Raw genomic sequence first — 19,683 nt, forward strand, 5'->3', positions numbered from 1 at the left:
GACGGTCGACGGAGTACCCCGTGACGGCGTACTCACCAGTTTTGTTAAGAAGCTTTTCTCCGAAGCTCGCGAAGGCCGGGTGATTTTCTTGCGCCGTCGGTGTCTTCACCCCCACCACGACGTGACCGCTCAGGGTGGGTCAGTCACACTTGCCTCGTGCCCCGGGCCCGCCTGTAATGGCAGGTCCAGGCCTTAGCCGACCGAGGAGTGCCGTGTCCACCATTCCCGCCGATCTCAGCGGAAAGAGTGACGCCGAGCTGATCGCGGAGGTCCGCGCCGGGAAGATCGCGTCGTACGGCGGTCTGTACGAACGCCACACCGGCGCGGCGCACAACCTCGCCCGTCAGCTGGCCCGCTCGAGCTCCGAGGCCGACGACCTGGTGTCCGAGGCCTTCGCAAAAGTGCTGGACACGCTCCGTGGTGGCAAGGGACCGGATACCGCCTTCCGGGCGTACCTGCTGACCGCCCTTCGCCACACTGCGTACGACCGGACGCGCAAGGAGCGCCGGGTCGACCTCAACGAGGACATGAGCGAGGTCGGCGGGGCCGCGGCCGAGGCGCTGACCGTCCCGTTCTCCGACACCGCCGTCGCCGGGCTCGAGCGGACGATGGCCGCGAAGGCGTTCGCCCGGCTGCCCGAACGCTGGCAGGCCGTGCTCTGGCACACCGAGATCGAGCAGCAGAGCCCGGCCGAGGTCGCGCCACTGCTGGGGCTCACCGCGAACGGCGTCTCCGCGCTCGCCTACCGCGCCCGTGAGGGCCTGCGACAGGCGTACCTGCAGGTCCACCTGCAGGAGAACGCCGAGGAACGCTGCCGCGCCTGCGCCGAGCGGCTCGGCGCGTGGACGCGCGACGGGCTGTCCAAGCGGGAACGCGCCCAAGTGGAGTGCCACCTCGACGAGTGCGACAACTGCCGGGCGCTGGCCGCGGAGCTGGCCGACGTCAACGGCGGCCTGCGCGCGATCATCGCCCCGATCGTCCTGGGCGGCGCCGCGCTGGGTTACCTCGCGACCATCGGCGCGGCCAAGGCGAGCGCGGCCACCGCGGCCGCGGCCGGTGCGGCCGCCGCCGGGGCCGCGGCCGCCGGTGGCAAAGCCGGCGCGGCCGCCGGGGCCGCCGCCGCGGGCCCCCGCCAGTTCGCCGGGGTCGCCGCGTCCGGGACGGCGGTCGTCGCGGCCGTCGTCATCGCGCTGACGGCCGGGGGCGGGGCGCAGGACATCCCCGCCGCGGCCCAGGTGCCGCCGCCGATCGTCCAGCCCGTCGTGCCGCCCGCACCGCCGAAACCGGCCCCGCCCGCGCCACCCGCTCCCCCGGCCCCGCCGGCGCCGCCCGCCGCGCCGCCGGTGGAACCCCCGCCCGCACCCGTCGTGCCGCCGCCGGCGCCCGCCCCCGCTCCGGAACCGGCGCCCACACCGGCGCCGCCCGCGCCGGCCCCGCCGAAGGTGTCCGCGACGACCCCCGCCGACGGCGTCGAGCTGCAGCCCGGCGCCGGGCCCGTCAGCCTGCCGATCACCGTGCGCAACGACGGCGGCAGCGTGTCCGAGCCGGTGGTCGCCGCCCTGAAGCTGCCACCGGGCGTGCACGCGGTCGAGTCGGGCGGTGGCGGCGCGCCGATGGCGTTCGCGCAGGACGCGGCGGCCCCGATCTCGGTCAACTGCCCGGGCGGTGAGGGCACGGTGACGTGCAAGACGGGCGCCGGCCTGCAACCCGGCCAGAGCGCCACGCTCAACTTCCGGCTCGAGGCCGACGAGGACGCCACGGGCGGCACGGTGACCGGCTCGGTCACGGCCGGCGTGCAGATCAACGTCGCCGTCAGCGTCAAGGTCACCGTGAAGCAGCCGCCGGACGCCGTGGTCCTGGAAGCCCAGGGCGACGGGCTTTCGGCGTTCCCGTGGACCCGCAACCCGCTGGTCTACGTGCGCGTCCGCAACACCGGCGAGACGACCCGGCCGGTCACGGTCACCTTCGACCACGCGCTCTGGCAGTGGTGGAGCCTGCGCGGTTTCCCGTGCACGCCGACCGCCGACGGCGCGAGCTGCACGACGACCGGCTCGGTGGCGCCCGGCCAGCACGTCAACCTGTGGGCCCGGCTGAAGGGCCGGCCCGACGACGGGCAGGTCACGATCGGCGCGCAGCTCGGCAAGGCGTCGGCCGGACCGGTGACCGTCGACTTCGGCTGCTGGCACCACTGGTGCGGGAAGGACCCGCGGCCGCCGACCACGCCGACGACCACGCCCACCGTGCCTTCGACGTCAGACACGACGACGCCGTCGAAGCCCAAGCCGTCGCACACCCCGTCCAGCACGCCGCCGGCGACGAGCGAGCCCGAACCGACAAAAACCCCACCGCCGTCGTCGACGTACTCAAGCGCCCCACCGGTTCCCGGCAAACCGGGCGACAAGCAGCCGACGGTCACCCCCGAAAGGGCTTTCGGCTGGTTGACCGGGTAGCGTCCGCGCGGTGCGCGAGCTGCTGAAAAAGCATCGCGAGCTCCTCCGCTTCGCCGTTGTCGGCGGGATCAGCTTCGTGATCACGATGTCCGTCAACTACGGCTTGAAGTTCACCGTGCTGCGGACCCACCCGGTCACGGCGCTGATGATCGGCGTCCTGGTCGCGACGATCTTTTCCTACGTCGCCAACCGAGAGTGGTCGTTCCGCACCCGCGGCGGCCGCGAACGCCACCACGAGGCCGCGCTGTTCTTCCTGATCAGCGGGATCGCGCTGGGCCTGAACGCGCTGCCGCAGTGGTTCTCGCGATACGTCCTGCACCTGCAGGCGCCGCAGCTGTCGCCGTTCGGCGTCGAGGTGGCCGACTTCGTCAGCGGCATCATCATCGGCACTCTGCTCGGCACGGTGTTCCGCTGGTGGGCGTTCAAGAAGTGGGTCTTCCCGGACGAGGACGCACGCACCGTTGCCGTGGCCGCCGAAGCCGCGGAGGATCCGGACATTCACGGCAGCAAGGCCGCCTGAACCACAGGTCACGGCGGTGTGCTCCTAGACTGGGTCGTGTGACCGTTGTGGAGACCGTGCTCAAGCGCACGCCGGAGCCACTGCGTTCGGTGCTGATCAAGCACCGGGAGCTGCTGAAGTTCGCGATCGTGGGCGGCACGACGTTCGTGGTCGACAACGGCGTCTGGTACTTCCTCAAGCTGAGCGTGCTGGAGTCGAAACCGACCACGGCGAAGGCGATCGCGATCATCGTCGCGACGATCGTGTCGTACATCCTCAACCGCGAGTGGTCGTTCCGCACCCGCGGCGGCCGGGAACGCACCCACGAGGCCGCGCTGTTCTTCGTGATCAGCGGCGTCGCCGTCGTGGTGAACCTGATCCCGCTGTACGTCTCGCGGTACGTGCTGGACCTCGAAGTCCCGCACGTGACGCGGCTGGTGATGGAGGTCGCGGACTTCGCGAGCGGGTCGATCATCGGCATGCTGCTGGCGATGTTCTTCCGCTTCTGGGGCTTCAAGAAGTGGGTCTTCCCGGACGAGCTGGGCGAGCGCCGGCGCGACAACGGCGACGTGACCCGCCTGCGCTGAGCGCTCTCCGAAAAGTACTTGTCTCCTGACATGTAGTTGTCTACAGTCAACTCTGTCAGTGTTCCTTCGTGAGGACGCCGTCCGGGTTCGGCCGGGCGAGCGGGACGATTCGAGGTGGTTTCCGAGCGCGAAGAGGTCGCACCCGTCCGCGGGTGACGATGGAGCCTTTTCCCGACTCGACGGGACGCGTTTTTCGACGCGTCCGGACATCTCTCGTCCCTTCTTCACGAGGACATCCCTTGATCACAACCGCGCCTTCGCGCGCCCAAAAGCCGGCCCTCGTCGGGCTGTTCCTGTCCGTTTTCCTCGCGATGCTCGACGCCCAGGTCGTCGCCACCGCGCTGCCGCGGATCGCCGCCGAGTTCGGCGGGACCGGGGCCTACGCCTGGGTCACCACCGCCTACCTGCTCGCCGGGAGCGTCACCGCGCCGCTCTACGGCAAGCTCGGTGACGTCTTCGGGCGCAAACGTGTGCTCCTGGGCGCGCTCGCCCTCTTCCTGCTCGGCTCGCTCGCCTGCGGCCTGGCGCCGTCGGCCGGCCTGCTGGTCGCCGGCCGCGTCCTGCAGGGCGCCGGCTCCGGCGGTCTCTTCGTCTCTGTCGGCGCTTCGCTCGGCGAGATGTTCACGCCTCGCGAAGGCGCGAAGTACTTCGGGTGGTTCTCGATCTGCTTCGCCGTCGCCTCGCTCGCGGGTCCGGTCGTCGGCGGGGTGCTCACCGGCCTGACCGGGTGGCGGTCGATCTTCCTGGTCAACCTGCCGCTCGGGCTGGTCGCCGTCGCCTTGCTGTACCCACTCGACCTGCCGAGACGTCGTCGCGAGGCGCCGTTCGACTTCGCCGGCGTCGCTCTCCTCGGCGTCACCATCACCGGGCTCACCCTGCTCACGCCGTGGTCGATCAGCCTCGGGATCGCGGCGGCCGTCGCCTTCGTGGTCGTCGAACGGCGCGCGAAAGCCCCCGTGCTGCCGTTGCGGCTGTTCCGCGACCGGACGTTCACCGTGGCCGTCCTGCTGAGCGTGCCCGCCGGGTTCGCCTTCCTCGGCTCGATCAACTACATCGCGGTCTTCCTGCAGATCGGCGCGGGTCCGGCGGAAGGCGGCCTGCTGCTGGTGCCGATGACGCTCGCCGTGGCCGTCTCGTCCGTCGTCGCCAGTCGGGTCATCGCCCGCACCGGCCACTACCGCTGGGCACCGCGGCTGAGCATGGCGCTCGGCCTGCTCGCGATGCTCGGCCTGACGACGCTGGACGAGCACAGCCCGCTCGCGCTGGTCCTCGGCTGCCTCGTCGTCTTCGGGCTCGCGGCCGGGCTGAACATGCAGGTCCTCGCCGTGGCCACGCAGAACACCGCGCCCCGCGCGGACCTCGGCGCGGTGTCCGCGACCGTCAACCTCGCCCGCGCGCTCGGCTCGGCGCTCGGCCCGGTCGCGCTCGGCGCCGTCTTCACCGCCGGCCTGCCCGCCGGTCCCGCCCACGCCACCCACGGCGTGTTCCTCACCCTGCTGCCCGTGCTCGCGCTCGCCCTCGTCACGGCGTTCGCACTCCCGCACGTGCCGCTCCGCGACCACCACCAGGAGAAACCCCGATGATCTTCGTCCTCGGCGCCACCGGCAAAGTCGGCCGCGCCCTCGTCCCCGCCCTGCTCGACGCCGGTGCCGCGGTCCGCGCGCTGACGCGTGACCCGGCCAAGGCCCGGATCGACCCGCGCGCCGACGTCGTCCAGGCCGACCTCGACACCGCCGACCTGCCCGCGCTGCTCGACGGCGCGGACCGCGTCTTCGTGCTGACCCAAGGGGCCCACCACGAACCGGCGGTCGCGCAGGCCGCCGCCCGGGCCGGTGCCACCCACCTCGTCAAGCTGTCCACCACTGGTGTCCACTTCGGACAGACGGATCCGATCACGCTGGCCCACGCCGAAGCCGAGCAGGCCGTGCGCGAAGCCGGTCCGGCGTGGACGATCCTGCGGCCCGGCGCGTTCATGGACAACCGCTTCGCCTGGCTGCGCACGATTCGCGAGGAGAACGCCGTGTACGTGCCCGAAGGCGACCCGGCGTCCGCGCTGGTGCACGTCCGGGACATCGCCGCGGTCGCGACGCTCGCGCTCACGACGTCCGCCCACGAAGGCGCGACCTACGAACTCACCGGCGGCGAGGCGCTTACCACTGAACGGCAGGTCGCGATCCTGTCGGACGCGCTCGGCCGCGAGATCGAGTACGTCGAAGAGCCGGAAAGCGCGGCCCGCCAACGCATGACGCGCATGTACGGCTGGCCCGCCGAAGCCGTCGACGGCTTCTTCGCGCTGAAGCGGGCGTCCGCCGATCGCGAGCACGTCGTCTTCGGCACCGTCGAGCGGCTGCTCGGCCGGCCGCCGCTGACCTTCGCCGGCTGGGCGCGTGAGAACGCGGCCGCGTTCACCTACCATTACCGGGGGTGACGGCGGGGAGGTGAGGCGGGTGGCCGGCAGCTTGCGCGTCCTCGTCGTGGACGACCACCCGCTGTTCCGCTTCGGCGTGTGCACGCTGCTGGCCAACGAGCCCGGCATCGAGGTCGCGGGTGAGGTGGCGAGCGGCGCGAACGCGATCAGCGCGGCCGCGGCGCTGCGCCCGGACGTCGTGGTGATGGACCTGCACCTGCCCGACCTGTCCGGGATCCAGGCGACCCGGCACATCGTGGCCGAAAGCCCGGACGCCGGCGTGCTGATGCTGACGATGGCCGACGAAAGCGAGTCGGTCTTCGCGGCGATGCGCGCCGGCGCCCGCGGTTACCTGCTCAAGGACGCCGAGCCGGACGAGATCGTGCGGGCCGTGCGCGCGGTGGCGCGCGGCGAGGCGATCTTCGGGCCCGACATCGCCAACCGCGTCCTCGGCTTCTTCAGCCAGCCGCCGCCGGTCAGCGACCCGGTGTTCCCGGAGCTGACCGGGCGCGAGCGCGAAGTGCTCTCGCTGATCGCGGCCGGGCACAACAACGGCGTCATCGCGAACATGCTGTGCCTGAGCCCGAAAACGGTGCGCAACCACATCTCGAACGTCTTCGCCAAGCTGCACGTCGCGGACCGGGCCGAGGCGATCGTCCGGGCCCGCGAAGCCGGCCTCGGGCTCCCCTGACCCGGGCGACAATCGGGACACCGGTCCCATGCGCCCGGGACACCCCGGCGGGCAGGCTGGAGGCCTGCACCGTGCGAGGGGAATGGGGGGCGATGTTCGAATCCGACCGGACGCCGGTGGTGGTGCGTGCCACCGATCCGATCCTGCACAACGGCGTCTGCGTGGCGCTGCGTTCGCGTGCCGACGTCCGGGTGGTGGACGGGGACCCGGCGGCGTCGGCCGGGGTCGCGCTGCTGGTCGCCGACCGGCTCGACGAGCCGATGACCCGGCTGCTGTCCGCGCTGCACCACCAGGGCTTCACCCGCATCGTGCTGGTCGCGGGCGAGGTCGATGACAACGAGGTCCTGGGCGCCGTCGAGCACGGCGTCTGCGCGGTCGCCCGCCGCGCCGACGCCGGCCCGGAGGTGCTCGTCCGGCTGATCAAGGCCGCCGCGGCCGGCGAGGGCGCCCTGCCGCCGGACCTGCTCGGCCGGCTGCTGAACCGGGTGTCCCGCCTGCAGCGCCAGGTGCTCGAGCCGCGCGGCCTGTCCACGGGCGGCATGAGCAACCGCGAGACGGAGGTGCTGCGCCTGGTCGCGGCCGGGTATTCGACGCAGGAGATCGCCGACCGGCTGAGCTACTCGCAGCGCACGGTGAAGAGCATCCTGCACGACGTGACCAACCGGTTCCAGCTGCGCAACCGGTCGCACGCGGTCGCCTACGCCCTCCGCGAAGGGCTGATCTGACCCATGATCGCCCAGGTCGACGACGCCTTGTGCCGGCTGCTGCGCCCTTGCCTGCCCGCGGGGACGCAGATCCGGCTCGATCCGCCGAAACCGACCTGGCAGACGGAGTCGCAGGTGCGGAGCGTGGAGCTGTTCCTCTTCGCGCTGCGCGACGCCGTCGGGGCGGAAGAAGAGAGGGAGGGGAAGCGCGCGGCCCGGCGCTGCGCGCTTTCCTACCTCGTCACCGCGCGGGCCGGGGCGGTCCGGGAGGAACACGACCTGCTCGACGCCGCGCTGAACGCCGTCCTCAGCACCGAATCGCCGCTGCGGGTGGAGCTGGGCGCGACCGATCCGGCCCAGCTGTGGACGAGCCTCGGCATGCCCGCACGAGCCGGGTTCGTCCTGCTCGTGACGGCCGACATCGGTTAACGCGGGACGCGCTCGGCGGGCCAGCGCACCTCGGGGACGTCGCTCGGCTTGGGGACCTTGAGGAACAGGCTGAACACGGCCGGACGGCGGTTCGACAGCTCGAGCCGGCCGCCGTCGGCTTCGACCAGGGCCCGGGCCAGCGCCAGCCCGACGCCGGTGGAGCCGCCGCCGGAGAAACCGCGTTCGAAGATGTGCGGGGCGAGCTCGTCGGGGACGCCGGAGCCGGTGTCGCTGACCTCGACGACCACCGTGCCCTCGGCGTCGCCTCGGCGGGCGACCACGCTGACCGTGCCCGATCCGTGGCGCAGCGCGTTGTCCAGCAGGACGCCGATGACCTCGCGCAGGCGCCCGGGCGTGGCCCGCGCCATCAGGCCGTCGGCCACGCGCATCCGCAGGTTGCGGCCCTCCGAGCGGAGCAGCTCACGCCACTCCTGCGCCATCTTGGGCAGCTGGTTCGGCAGGTCGACGGGTTCGGCGCCGACCTCACGCGCGGCGCGCGCGGCCGCCAGCAGCCCTTCGAGCGCCTCGGCGAGCCTGTCCGCCTGCTCCTGGGCCGCCTTCGACTCGTCGGCCACTTCGCCGTCCGGGTGCACGGTGAGCGGCTCGAGCCGCAGCTGCAACGCCGTCAGCCGGCTGCGCAGCTGGTGCGAGACGTCCCCGACCAGCTGCCGTTCCCGCTGGACGAGCTGGGCGAGCGCGGTGCCGGACGCGTCCAGTGCCTCGGCGACCATGTCGAGCTCGCCGACGCCGTAGCGGCTGGGGTCGGGCCGGAAGTCGCCGCCGCCGAGCCGCGACGCGCGTTCGGCGACGTGCCGCAGCGGTTTGGCCAGCCGCCGCGCCGTCACCAGCGCCACCACCGCGCCGGTGGTGATCGACAGCAGCACCAGCAGGATGACGACGAGCGTCACCGTCGTCTGCCGCTCGTGCATCGGGCCGGCCGGGACGGCGATCTCGACCTTGCCGTCGCGGGCCAGGTCGGCCGTCTCGGTGACGGTGTCGGGGCCCGGGTCGCTGCCGTAGCGCTTCTCGATCTGGTTGCTGGCGCGGACGGTCAGCAGGCCGTTGACCGGGACCGCGGCCCGCACCTGGTCGAGGTCGATGTCCTGGCCGTTCGCGATCTCGGTGTCGAGGATCGCCGCCGCGGCGCGCGCGTTTTCCGCGAGCGTCTCGCGGTAGCTCGACTCGATCTGCCAGCTCGCCACGATGCCCAGCGGGATGCCGAGCACCGCCGCGGTGACCGCGACGGCGAGGAGGATGGCCAGCAGGATGCGGCGGCGCACGGCTTATTCGGCGTTGAAGCGGAAGCCGACGCCGCGGACCGTGGCGATCCGCCGTTCGCCGTCGTGGGTCTTGCTGGTGCGCCCGGCGGCCTCGTCGGCGGCGATGGCGAGCTTCCGCCGCAGCCACGACATGTGCATGTCGAGCGTCTTGGACGTCTTCGACTCGAGGTCGTTCCACACCTCGGCGAGGATCTCGTCGCGGCTGACGACCTGCCCGGCGCGGGTCATCAGGACGCGCAGCAGCTCGAACTCCTTGTTCGCCAGCTGCACCTCGTGCAGGTCGACGGTCACGAGCCGGGCGCCGAGGTCCATCCGGACCCCGCCGGCCTCGAGCACCTCGGGCACCCGGCGGCGCAGCAGCGCGCGGATCCGGGCGAGGAGCTCGGCCAGCCGGAACGGCTTGGCGACGTAGTCGTCGGCCCCCGCGTCGAGGCCGACGACGAAGTCGACCTCGTCGGTGCGGGCCGTGAGCATCAGGACGGGCAGCTCGGTGCCGTTGGCCCGGAGGCGCCGGCAGACCTCCAGCCCGTCCATCCCGGGCAGCCCCAGGTCCAGGACGAGCAGGTCGACGCGCTGGGCGGCGGTGGCGTCGAGCACCGAAGGGCCGTCGGTGACGACGTGGATCTCGTATCCCTCACGTTCGAGGGCGCGGGAGAGCGGTTCGGCGATAGCCGGATCGTCTTCGGCGAGTAGGACCATGCTCACCTGGCCAACTCTACGGCGGGGAGGCGTGAAACCATCGTGACCGTGCCTGGCTACGGAGATGATCTGGCCCTCGCCACCCGGCTGGCTGACGCCGCCGACGCGATCACGACGGCGCGCTTCCGCGCCCTGGACCTGAGGGTGGAGCGCAAACCCGACCGCACCCCGGTGACCGACGCGGACACCGCCGTCGAAGACGCGATCCGCGCGGTGCTGGCGGCGGAGCGGCCGGAAGACGCCGTGCTCGGCGAGGAGCGCGGCGGCTCGGCCGCGACCGGCCGGGCCTGGGTGCTCGACCCGATCGACGGCACCAAGAACTTCCTGCGGGGTGTACCCGTTTGGGCGACCCTGATCGCCCTGGTGATCGACGGCGACCCGGTCGTCGGCATGATCAGCGCGCCGCTGCTGGGCCGCCGCTGGTGGGCGGCTACGGGTTCGGGAGCGTTCTCTTCGGACTCTGCCGGGACCCGGCAGCTGTCGGTTTCCGGCGTTTCCTCCCTTTCGGACGCCTACGTGTCCACCACGGACGTGAACTCGTGGCGTGAGTACCACTCGCGTGAGAAGTACCTGGACCTGCTCGACGCGTGCTGGGAGTCCCGCGCGTTCGGCGACTTCTGGCAGCACGTCCTGGTCGCGGAGGGCGCGATGGACGTCGCGGCCGAGTGCATCGTGAACCCCTGGGACGTCGCGGCGGCGCAGGTGATCGTCACGGAAGCGGGCGGCCGCTTCTCGGACCTGGACGGCGCGGGCCGCTACGACAACGGAAGCGCACTGTCGACGAACGGCCTCCTGCACGACGACGTGCTGGGGATCCTCAAGCGTTGACCAGGGCTCCGTTCAGGAGATCCTTCCCACGTCGAAGCCGTGCTCGATGAGACGTCGGCGCGCAGTGTCCTGCTCGGCGTCGGTGAACAGCGGGGGCGTACTCGGAGCGCAGAACGGACGCTTCGATCGAGCTTCTTCTCCTACCAAAGCCTGGTGAAGCCGTCCGACGCGTCGCGCTCACGAAGCGAGGGGCGGCTCCGACACCGCCGTGCAGAGTTGACCATCTCCAGGAACTGTTTGGCGCGGTAGTTGATCGTCCTCGCCAGGTAGCGGTACCCGTCGTACAGCTCGTCGGTGAACTCTGCCCGCAGTCGATTCGCCTCGGAACGACTTGACGGGATAGGCCGCTTGGCGGGCACTTCTTGACCGGTCCGAACCGCCGGTGATTCACTCCCAGTGCTCGCCGGGTCACCCCTGCTTTCTGACAACGTTGTCAGCCCCCGCGGTGACCCGCTCACCCCGGGAGGAAGAGCATGCGCAGAGTCGTCACCGCGGCTTTGGTCGTTCCCCTCATCACAGCCGTGGCCACCCCCGCCTACGCCGAGCCCGACCACGCCAAGGACCTCGCCGCCTACGTCAATCCCTTCGTCGGCGCCAAGGCCGGCGACACGCCCGAGACCAACACCTACGCCGGCGACACCTTCCCCGGCGCCGACGTCCCCTTCGGCATGGTCCAGTGGAGCCCCGACACGCCCCTGCAGCCCAAGCCGCCCGCCGGGCAGGGCCGGTACTACGCCCGCGACCGCGACGGCGGTTACGCCTGGGAAGAGAACAAGCTCCGCGGCTTCAGCCTCACCCACTTCAACGGCGCCGGCTGCGGCGGCGCGGCCGGTGACATCCCGTTCCTGCCGTTCGCGGGCAACATCACGACGTCGCCCGCCGTCGACGCCACCCGGTACTTCCCCACCTTCAGCCACGCCGACGAGTCCGCGTCGCCCGGCTACTACAAGGTCACCACCGGCTCCGGCATCACCACCGAGCTGACCGCGACGCAGCGCTCCGGCCTCGGCCGGTTCACCTTCCCGAAGAACTCCCCCGCGACGCTCCTGATCGACGTCGCCCAGTCCGCGATGGGCAGCGACGACGCGTCCGTGACCGTCGACCCGGCCACGCGGACCGTCGAAGGCTGGGTGTCGAGCGGGCACTTCTGCCGCGGCCCCAACACCTACAAGGTCTACTTCACCGCCTCCTTCGACCAGCCGTTCACGACGTCCGGCACCTGGCAGAACGCCGCCGTGACGCCGGGCGCGACCACCGCCCGCGGCGGCGACCTGAGCAAGGACACCTGGGACAAGCAGGTCGTCACCCCCGACGGCGGCGCGGGTGCCTACCTGAGCTTCGACCCGGCCAAGCCGGTCCAGGTCCGCGTCGGACTGTCCTATGTGGACGCCGACGGCGCACGGCTCAACGCGAAGACCGAGCAGCGTCAAGACTCCTTCGACACCGTCAAGGCCAAGGCCCACCAGAGCTGGAACGCGCGCCTGAACCAGATCGCCGTCGAAGGTGGCACGGACGCGGCCACGCGCACCTTCTACACCGCGCTCTACCACACGCTCCTGCAACCGAACGTCTTCTCCGATGTGGACGGTCGTTACCCCGGCTTCGACAAGGCGATCCACCGCGCGAAACCGGGCCACGCGCAGTACGCGAACTTCTCCGGCTGGGACACCTACCGCGACGAGGTCCAGCTGCTGTCGATGCTCGCGCCGCACGAGGCCGCCGACATGGCGCAGTCCATGCTCAACCAGGCGAACCAGGCCGGCGGCGTCTGGGACCGCTGGTCGCAGAACAACGACTTCATGGGCGTGATGGGCGGCGACCCCTACCACTCGATCATCGCCAGCACGTACGCCTTCGGCGCCACGGACTTCGACGCCGCGCAGGCGTTGAAGTCGATGGTCACCGGCGCCACCCGCGTCCAGCAGGCCGGTGAACGCGCCCTCGAACGCCCCGGTCTGTCCGACTACCAGACACTGGGCTACCACCCGAACAACGTCTCCGACATGCTCGAAGACACGACCGCCGACTTCGGCATCGCGCAGCTGGCGCAGCGGCTCGGCCAGAAGAACACCTACCAGCAGTTCATGACCCGCGCGCAGTACTGGGAGAACGTCTACAACCCGGCCACCGGCTACCTGCAGACCCGGATGCGCGACGGCCAGTTCCTGTCGCCGTTCGATCCCGCGGAGTACCAGGAAATGCGCTACCAGGAAGGGAACGCGGCGCAGTACACGTGGATGGTGCCGTACAACGTCCGCGGCCTGTTCGACGCGATGGGTGGCGACGACACCGTCAAGAAGCGCCTCGACTTCTTCTTCACGAAGCTGAACAGCGACGCCAGTTCGCCGTACGCTTTCATGTCGAACGAACCGTCGTTCGAGGTGCCGTGGGAGTACGCCTACGCGGGCGCGCCGTCGAAGACGCAGGACATCGTGCGCCGCTCGGCGGAGCTGCTGTTCAAGCCGACGGAGGACGGCCTGCCCGGCAACGACGACCTCGGCGCGACGTCGGCGTGGTACGTCTTCGCCGCGCTCGGCATGTACCCGGAGGCGCCAGGGCGCGCCGAGATGGTGCTGGCCAGCCCGATGTTCCCGAAGATCACGCTCACCCGGGCGACCGGGCAGCGGCTCACGATCACCGCGCCCGGCGCGTCCAGCTCGGTGAAGTACGTGAAGAGCCTGAAGGTGAACGGGAAGGCGAGCACGAAGCCGTGGCTGCCGGAGTCGTTCGCGGTGAACGGCGGCCGGCTGGACTTCACGCTCGGCGCGTCGCCGACGTCGTGGGGCTCCGGCGCTTCGGACGCTCCGCCGTCGTTCCGCGACGGCGAGGTGCCGGTGCGCGGCCGCGTCGGCCCGGGCCGGATCGTCGTCGCGCCCGGCGGTGCGGCGACGGCGGCCACCGTGACGGCGGAGGGCATCACCGGGTCGGGCCAGGTGACCTGGCACGCCAAGCCGCCGGCCGGGATCACCGTGACGCCGTCGAGCGGGACGCTCACGGTGGGCGCTCACGGCACGGCGTCGCAGCAGGTGAAGGTCACCGCCGCGGCCGGGACGCCGGACGCCTACGCGAGCGTGCCGGTGGAGTTCGGCGGGCAGCTGCCGTCGTACCTGCCGGTGACCGTCGGGAAGCCGGGGACGCTGCAGGCGGCGAACACGAACGTCGGCGTCACGGACGACCGGTTCGTCCAGTACGGCGACTTCGGCGAGACGGACCTCTACCCCGGCCAGTTCGCCTACTCCGCGCAGGGCCTGGCCAAGAGCGGCGTCAAGCCGGGCGAGAAGGTGCGGGAGTTCACCTGGCCGTCGAGCCCGGCCGGATCACCGGACAACGTGATCGCCTCAGGGCAAACGCTTGTGGTCCAGGCTCCGGCGGGCGCGACGAAGCTGTCGTTCCTCGGCTCGGCGACCGGCGGTGACGCGCAGGGCAGCGTGACTGTCACCTACACCGACGGCTCGACGCAGCAGGGCGCGCTGGGCCTGTCGGAGTGGCTGCTCCAGGGCGGCGCGGAGACCCCGCAGTTCGGGAACACCGTCGTCGCGCAGGTGCCGTACGTGAACTCGGCGTTCCCGCGGTACATGTTCCGGCTGTCGCGGCCGTACACGTCGTACTTGTTCGCGACGGCGCCGATCGCCCTGGACCCGGCCAAGCAGGTCCGCAGCATCACCCTGCCGACGTCCACCGGCGCCGGCGCCGCACACGTCTTCACCTACGCCGTGTCCTGAGCCTCAAAGCCGTGAATGCCACATTGAGGGACACTTGGTCCCTCAATGTGGCATTCACGGACTTCTACTTGCCCGGCAGCAGGCCGACGGCGCCGCGGGCGACCTGCGCCCAGGCCAGCCGGCCGAAGAGGTAGTGGCACGCGACCTGTTCGCTGGTGAACCGGGCCCAGTCGTAGCGGTTGCCCTGTTCGCGCCAGAACACCTCCCACGCCCCGTCTTCGCCCTGCATCAGGCACCAGGCGTTGTCGACCTCGGCGCCGAGCGAGACGACCTCGGTCGGCACCCCCAGCACGCCGAGCCAGCGCTGGATCGACTGCGTGTTCATGCGTCCTCCCCCTTGGCCTCGGCCAGGTAGCCGAGGGTGACGAGTTCGTCCGCTCCCAGCAGGGCCCGGTACCGGGTGCCACCGCCGACCTGACCGAACCAGTGCGCCGATTCCGAGCGCCACATGGGCACTTTGCGCACGACGACGTACCGCCGGTACTCGGCGTCGCGCGTGCCCGGCGGCAGCGAGCGTTCCCCGAACGGGGTGCCGTCGGCGGCGAAAACGCGCCCGTACGCCGGTCCGAAGCGGTCGAGCACGGTGTCGACCGGGACCATCACCGGCACCGCGCGGTACAGGCTGCCGTCGGGGTACTGCTCACCCGGCGGCCAGGCGTACTCGGGCCCGAGCGGGCCGTCGCCGAGGACGAACCGGCGGATCCACACGGCCTGGGTCGCGTGCGCGTACGGCACGTAGTCCGCGGTGACGTACCGCGGGACCGGCAGCGGCGCCGCGGTCGGCGACCGGCGGAACCCGGCGGTGACGTTGGTGAGGGCCTGGTCGTCGAAGATCAGCCGGGCGTCCGGGTGGTCGTTGGGCGGGAAGCCGTCCGGGTCGTCGGGCAGCGGCAGCTGCAACGCGGGCTTGTCCATCGCGATCGGCAGGTGCCCGATCGGGAACATGTGGACCAGGAACAGCGCGACGACGCTTTCCCGTTCCGTGCGCGGCGAGCCGAGCGGCGGCAGCGGCGTGGGCGAGCCCGGGCTCATCGGCGGGCCCGCGACCGGCGGTGGCGGGCCGGCGGGTGCCGGCGGCGCCGGGGGCAGCGGGTACGGCGGCAGCAGCGGCGACACCGCGTGCGGCCACGGCGCGGGGCTGCCCGAAGGCGGCGTCGGCGCCTCTTCGAACGCGCCCGAGTCCGTCAGGCCGTAGCCGGGCAGCCGGATCGGCCCGGTATCCAGATCCGGGTCGAGGTCGACCTCGACCGGCTCGGAGCCCGCCTCGGAAGGCTCGGTCACACCCATCCTCCGGCTCGGTCGGTGCCCACGGGCACAGAACTCTTCGACGCGGCCGCGGCGCTGCCGGTCCCCCTTGATACCGCACCCCGCCAGAGCCGGGTGAACCGAGGTCAGCTCAGCGCGGTGACCACCCGGGACGGGCTCGGGCGGCCGAGCTGTCCCGCCATCCACGTACTGGTCGCCACCAGGGCGGCCAGGTCGACGCCGTGGGCGACGCCGAGCCCGTCCAGCATCCACACGAGGTCCTCGGTGGCGAGGTTGCCGGTGGCCGACTCGGCGTACGGGCAGCCGCCGAGGCCACCCGCCGACGAATCCACAGTAGACACTCCACATCGGAGCGCCGCGAGGGTGTTGGCCAGAGCCTGACCGTAGGTGTCGTGGAAGTGCACGGCCAAAGTACCGACATCGCCGAACAGGCCGATCAGCGTCTCGACCTGCCCCGCCGTCGCGACGCCGATGGTGTCGCCGAGCGAGAGCTGCGTGCAGCCCAGCTCCAGCAGCCGGCGGCCCGCGCCGGCGACCTGCTTCGCCGGCACGACGCCTTCCCACGGGTCGCCGAAGCACATCGACAGGTAGCCACGGACGTCCAGCCCGGCCGCGCGGGCCCGCGTGACCACCGGCTCGAACATCGCGAACTGCTCGTCGAGCGAGGAGTTGAGGTTCTTGCGCGCGAACGTCTCCGTCGCGCTCGCGAAGATCGCGATGTGCTCGACGCCGGCTTCGAGGGCACGGTCCAGGCCGCGCTCGTTCGGCACCAGCACCGGGTAGCGGACGCCGTCGCGGCGGTCCAGCCCGGCCAGCAGCCGCTCGGCGTCGGCCAGCTGCGGCACCCACTTCGGGTGCACGAAGCTGGTCGCCTCAAGCGTCGTCAGGCCCGCGGCGGCGAGCCGGTCGAGGAACTCCAGCTTGACCTCGACCGGGACGATCGTCTTCTCGTTCTGGAGGCCGTCCCGCGGGCCGACCTCCCAGATCGTGACCCGCTCCGGCAACTCACCCGTGGCGGGGACCCGTTCCGGCAGGCCCAGTTCACGCGTGCCCATCAGCGTCGTCGGTCGCCGCGCGGTTGCGGCGGCAACGGCTCGGTCTGCTGGGGCGCCGGCGCGTGGTAGTCGTCGTTCGGGTTGTCGTTGACCTCGCGGTAGATCACCGTGTGCACCCGCTCGACGTGCGGGATGTCCTCGAACCGCAGCGGCTCGTGCGACGCCGACTCGATGATCAGCGTGCCGCAGCCGAAGACCCGGTCGAGCAGGCCGTGCTCGAACTGGACGCTGTTGATGCGGCTCATCGGGATGTCGATGCCGGTGCGCTTCAGCACACCCTCACGGGCGATGAGGCGGTCGGTCGTCACGATGAAGTGGGTGGTGCGCCAGCGCACGAACGGCGTGAGGAACAGCCACACGACCAGCACGAGAGCGACCACCCCGATGGCGATCAGCCCGACCGTGTTCCACGGCGAGCCGGCGTCCCTCGCGAGGATCGCGAGCCAGGTGCCCGCGCCCAGGGTGACCAGCAGCGCGAGCGTCGGGAAGATCAGCATCTTGAAGTGCGGGTGACTGTGCACCACGACGTGCTCTTGCTCGCTGAGCAAATCGTCCGGATAAGCCACGGCGGACGCTCCCAAGGTCGGTGCGGCGGTGTCGTCCCACCGTACCGGCGAGACGCCTGGCCGGTACGTGCAACGCCCCAAACTTTCAGGCCGGGCGGACGTGCACCACGTCACCCGCGAACACGGTGTGCCGCTGACCGCCCGCCATGTCGACCTGGAGCTGCCCCGCGGCGTCGATGTCGGCCGCTCGGCCGACGAGGGACGTACCGTCCGGCAGCTGCACCTCGACGTCCTGGCCGAGGGTCGCGCAATGGGCGCGGTAGTCCCCGAGCAGGCCGGCTTCGGTGAGGTCGCCGGCCGCGTAGCGCCAGCGCCGTTCGAGGTCGTCGAACTCCGTGAGCAGCGCGACGGCGACGTCGGTGCGGTCGGTGGTCGTGGCGCCGTGCTCGGCGAGCGACGTCGCGGGCAGCCCGCCCGGCCCCGGCCGGACGTCGCCGAGCGGCAGGACGTTGAGCCCGATCCCGAGCACGATCGACGGGTCCGTGCCGCCGACGGCCTCGGCGAGGATGCCGGCGCACTTCGCGCCGCCGATGAGGACGTCGTTCGGCCACTTCAGCACGGCGTCGACGCCGAGACCGGCGGCGGCCGCGCGGACGGCGAGCCCGGCGACGACGGACAGTGACCCGAGCGCCGAGAACGACACGCCGGACGGCCGCAGCGCGACGCTCAGGTACAGCCCCGCGCCCTTCGGCGAACTCCAGGTCCGGGCGCGCCTGCCGACCCCCGCGGTCTGCGTCTCGGCCAGCAGCACGGTCCGGTCCGCGGCGCCGTCGTCGACGGCTTTGCGCAGGTCGGCGTTGGTGGACCCGGTCGTGTCGACGACGTCGATCTTCGCGTAGCGGTCCTTGAGCGCCGCGCTCAGGCGGGCGGCGTCGATCTCAGGCATGTGCCCACCATATGGGAGTCCCCCTAACGTGCAAGCCGCTCGCTCGTTCACACAGAGGTGCGCTCTTCTAAGTTGGACCCCGTGACGACCAAGCCGACTTCCTGGGCTCGTGGTGCGGCCCTGCGCGGCCTCGTCGCGCTCCCGCTCGTCGCCGGGCTGGTCACGGCGGGCTGGCTGCTGGCGGACCGCACCCCGGAGCCCGCACCGGCCGCCGCACCGCCGCTGCCGACGGCTGCCGGCGCGGCGTCGGGCCCGTCGGTCCTCGAGGTGAGCGCACCGGTGAAGGCCCAGGAGCCGGGTCAGGGCGCGTCCGGCGCGGGCGGCAAGACCCCGCTGCAGCAGTGGGCCGACCAGCTGGCCGGGCCCCTCGACATCCCCGCGAACGCGCTCATCGGCTACGCCAACGGCGAGCTGGCGCTGCGCGGCGAAGACCCGTCGTGCCACCTGTCGTGGGTCACGCTCGCCGGCGTCGGCTCGGCCGCGTCGAACCACGGCCGCGGCGGCGGGAGCCTGCTCGGGCTGTCGGCGGCGCAGTTCAAGAAGTACGGCGCGAGCATCCCGGGCGTCGCGAAGCCCGCCGCGGACGACCCCAGCTCGGCGTCGGTCGCGGCCGGCCGGTCGCTCTGCGCGGGCGGCACCGACCTCGGCGCCGGCGCGGGCTGGTGGAAGGCGATCGCGAGCTACCACCCGGGCGGCGAGGCGGAGCTGTTCCGCCAGCGCGTGCTCGGCACGGCCCAGCTGTACGCGACGCTCTCGCTCGACCCGGCCCGCGCGGGCACCCCGTCGGTCCAGGCGGCCCGGTTCGCCCTCGGCCAGCTCGGCCTCCCGTACGTCTGGGGCGGCAACGGCCCGGACGCGGGCGCGGCCGGCTTCGACTGCTCGGGCCTGACGAAGGCGTCGTACGACAGCGCGGGCGTCGCGCTGCCGCGCACGGCGGACAGCCAGTTCCGCGCGATCCCGGCGGTCCCGCCGTCACAGGAGCCGCGCCTGGGCGACCTGGTGTTCTACGGCAGCCCGGCGACCCGCATCCACCACGTCGGCCTGTACCTGGGCAACGGCTTGATGATCAACGCGCCGACCGAGGGTCAGGCCATCCAGATCCACACGTACCACTCGAAGGGCGACGACTACGCGGGCGCGGGCCGCCCCGCCTGAGTCACGGCTTCTGCTCGATCGTCTCCGGCTTGTAGGCGAACACCGCGCCGTCGGCGGCGAAGACGTGCCAGTCCTCGCAGATCCGGTCGGTCCGGGTCTCCGCGCCACGCGGCCACCAGTCGGCGGTCAGCGTGGCCGCCGTCTTCGTGGGCGCGCCCAGCACGCACGTCGGCGGCAGTGCCGCGGTCGTGAACTTCAGGAGCCGCTCGGAACCCGTGGTCCGGATGACCTCGGTGACCCCCTTCGCCTGGTCCGGCACCCAGCCCGGCAGCCGCGCGTCCTGGTTCTTCTTGCCGTCCGCGCCACTGTCGTAGCCGACGGTCTTGACGTGCCCGTTCGCGTTCTCGTCGATGCCTTCCTTGAGACCGCACCCGGTCAGGGTGACCACCAGTGCCGCGCCGACGCCGATCATCTTCGTGCTCGTGTTCATGGGACGAGCTTCGCGGGCCGGCGCACCCG

The 19,683-nt window shown here is 71.9% G+C and carries 19 protein-coding genes; 11 read left to right on the forward strand and 8 right to left on the reverse strand.

The window, feature by feature from the left end; all coding sequences use genetic code 11:
* Positions 1-212: 212 nt before the first annotated feature.
* The 8 genes from OG570_RS06135 (at position 213) to OG570_RS06170 (ending at position 7,767) form a co-directional block, all read left to right on the forward strand.
* Positions 213-2,450 (forward strand): sigma-70 family RNA polymerase sigma factor, encoded by a 2,238-nt coding sequence (locus OG570_RS06135; protein ID WP_326955902.1) that lies wholly within the window; start codon positions 213-215, stop codon positions 2,448-2,450.
* A gap of 10 nt (positions 2,451-2,460) precedes the next feature.
* Positions 2,461-2,970 (forward strand): GtrA family protein, encoded by a 510-nt coding sequence (locus OG570_RS06140; protein ID WP_326955903.1) that lies wholly within the window; start codon positions 2,461-2,463, stop codon positions 2,968-2,970.
* Between the two features lie 38 nt (positions 2,971-3,008).
* Positions 3,009-3,536, forward strand: coding sequence for a GtrA family protein (locus tag OG570_RS06145; protein WP_247060924.1), 528 nt, complete (start codon positions 3,009-3,011; stop codon positions 3,534-3,536).
* Between the two features lie 239 nt (positions 3,537-3,775).
* Positions 3,776-5,119: an MFS transporter gene (locus tag OG570_RS06150; RefSeq protein WP_442788248.1), complete on the forward strand. Its 1,344-nt coding sequence runs from the start codon at positions 3,776-3,778 to the stop codon at positions 5,117-5,119.
* On the forward strand, positions 5,116-5,964 hold the full coding sequence (locus tag OG570_RS06155) for an NAD(P)H-binding protein (RefSeq protein WP_326955904.1): 849 nt from the start codon (positions 5,116-5,118) through the stop codon (positions 5,962-5,964). The genes OG570_RS06150 and OG570_RS06155 overlap by 4 nt, the downstream gene beginning before the upstream one ends.
* A gap of 19 nt (positions 5,965-5,983) precedes the next feature.
* Positions 5,984-6,634, forward strand: a complete 651-nt coding sequence (locus tag OG570_RS06160; RefSeq protein WP_326955905.1) for a response regulator transcription factor — start codon at positions 5,984-5,986, stop codon at positions 6,632-6,634.
* 92 nt (positions 6,635-6,726) lie between these two features.
* Positions 6,727-7,359, forward strand: coding sequence for a response regulator transcription factor (locus tag OG570_RS06165; protein ID WP_326955906.1), 633 nt, complete (start codon positions 6,727-6,729; stop codon positions 7,357-7,359).
* Between the two features lie 3 nt (positions 7,360-7,362).
* Complete coding sequence (locus OG570_RS06170) at positions 7,363-7,767, forward strand: Pvc16 family protein (RefSeq protein WP_326955907.1); 405 nt, start codon at positions 7,363-7,365, stop codon at positions 7,765-7,767.
* On the opposite strand, the gene OG570_RS06175 is transcribed toward OG570_RS06170, so the two are convergent.
* Together OG570_RS06175 and OG570_RS06180 are read right to left on the reverse strand one after the other, a co-directional pair.
* Positions 7,764-9,047 (reverse strand): ATP-binding protein, encoded by a 1,284-nt coding sequence (locus OG570_RS06175; protein WP_326955908.1) that lies wholly within the window; start codon positions 9,045-9,047, stop codon positions 7,764-7,766. The two genes, OG570_RS06170 and OG570_RS06175, sit on opposite strands and share 4 nt — an antisense overlap.
* A 3-nt stretch (positions 9,048-9,050) precedes the next feature.
* Positions 9,051-9,746: a response regulator transcription factor gene (locus OG570_RS06180; protein ID WP_247063947.1), complete on the reverse strand. Its 696-nt coding sequence runs from the start codon at positions 9,744-9,746 to the stop codon at positions 9,051-9,053.
* Between the two features lie 42 nt (positions 9,747-9,788).
* Here OG570_RS06180 and hisN point away from each other — a divergent pair, with 42 nt between their 5' ends.
* Both hisN and OG570_RS06190 read left to right on the forward strand, forming a co-directional pair.
* A complete protein-coding gene (gene hisN, locus OG570_RS06185) occupies positions 9,789-10,574 on the forward strand; it encodes a histidinol-phosphatase (protein ID WP_326955909.1) in 786 nt (261 codons plus the stop codon).
* A 473-nt stretch (positions 10,575-11,047) separates the two neighbouring features.
* Positions 11,048-14,296 (forward strand): GH92 family glycosyl hydrolase, encoded by a 3,249-nt coding sequence (locus tag OG570_RS06190; protein ID WP_326955910.1) that lies wholly within the window; start codon positions 11,048-11,050, stop codon positions 14,294-14,296.
* Between the two features lie 64 nt (positions 14,297-14,360).
* On the opposite strand, the gene OG570_RS06195 is transcribed toward OG570_RS06190, so the two are convergent.
* The 5 genes from OG570_RS06195 to OG570_RS06215 form a co-directional block, all read right to left on the reverse strand.
* On the reverse strand, positions 14,361-14,621 hold the full coding sequence (locus OG570_RS06195; RefSeq protein ID WP_247060908.1) for a hypothetical protein: 261 nt from the start codon (positions 14,619-14,621) through the stop codon (positions 14,361-14,363).
* Positions 14,618-15,577, reverse strand: a complete 960-nt coding sequence (locus tag OG570_RS06200; protein WP_247060906.1) for a TNT domain-containing protein — start codon at positions 15,575-15,577, stop codon at positions 14,618-14,620. Before OG570_RS06200 ends, OG570_RS06195 begins: the two co-directional genes overlap by 4 nt.
* A 110-nt stretch (positions 15,578-15,687) precedes the next feature.
* Entirely contained in the window at positions 15,688-16,617 is a 930-nt protein-coding gene (locus OG570_RS06205) for a hydroxymethylglutaryl-CoA lyase (protein ID WP_326955911.1), read from the reverse strand.
* A complete protein-coding gene (locus tag OG570_RS06210; protein ID WP_247060903.1) occupies positions 16,617-17,183 on the reverse strand; it encodes a PH domain-containing protein in 567 nt (188 codons plus the stop codon). The genes OG570_RS06205 and OG570_RS06210 overlap by 1 nt, the downstream gene beginning before the upstream one ends.
* An 85-nt stretch (positions 17,184-17,268) precedes the next feature.
* Positions 17,269-18,069 carry a biotin--[acetyl-CoA-carboxylase] ligase gene (locus OG570_RS06215; protein ID WP_326955912.1) on the reverse strand — a complete coding sequence of 267 codons (801 nt, stop codon included), beginning with the start codon at positions 18,067-18,069 and terminating at the stop codon, positions 17,269-17,271.
* A gap of 81 nt (positions 18,070-18,150) precedes the next feature.
* Here OG570_RS06215 and OG570_RS06220 point away from each other — a divergent pair, with 81 nt between their 5' ends.
* The gene (locus OG570_RS06220) at positions 18,151-19,224 is read left to right on the forward strand and encodes a C40 family peptidase (RefSeq protein ID WP_247060899.1); all 1,074 of its coding nucleotides are present in this window, start codon (positions 18,151-18,153) and stop codon (positions 19,222-19,224) included.
* Position 19,225: 1 nt separating this feature from the next.
* On the opposite strand, the gene OG570_RS06225 is transcribed toward OG570_RS06220, so the two are convergent.
* Entirely contained in the window at positions 19,226-19,654 is a 429-nt protein-coding gene (locus OG570_RS06225) for a hypothetical protein (protein ID WP_326946230.1), read from the reverse strand.
* Between the last annotated feature and the right edge of the window lie 29 nt (positions 19,655-19,683).

It is taken from the genome of Amycolatopsis sp. NBC_01286 (assembly GCF_035982555.1).
GTDB lineage: Bacteria > Actinomycetota > Actinomycetes > Mycobacteriales > Pseudonocardiaceae > Amycolatopsis.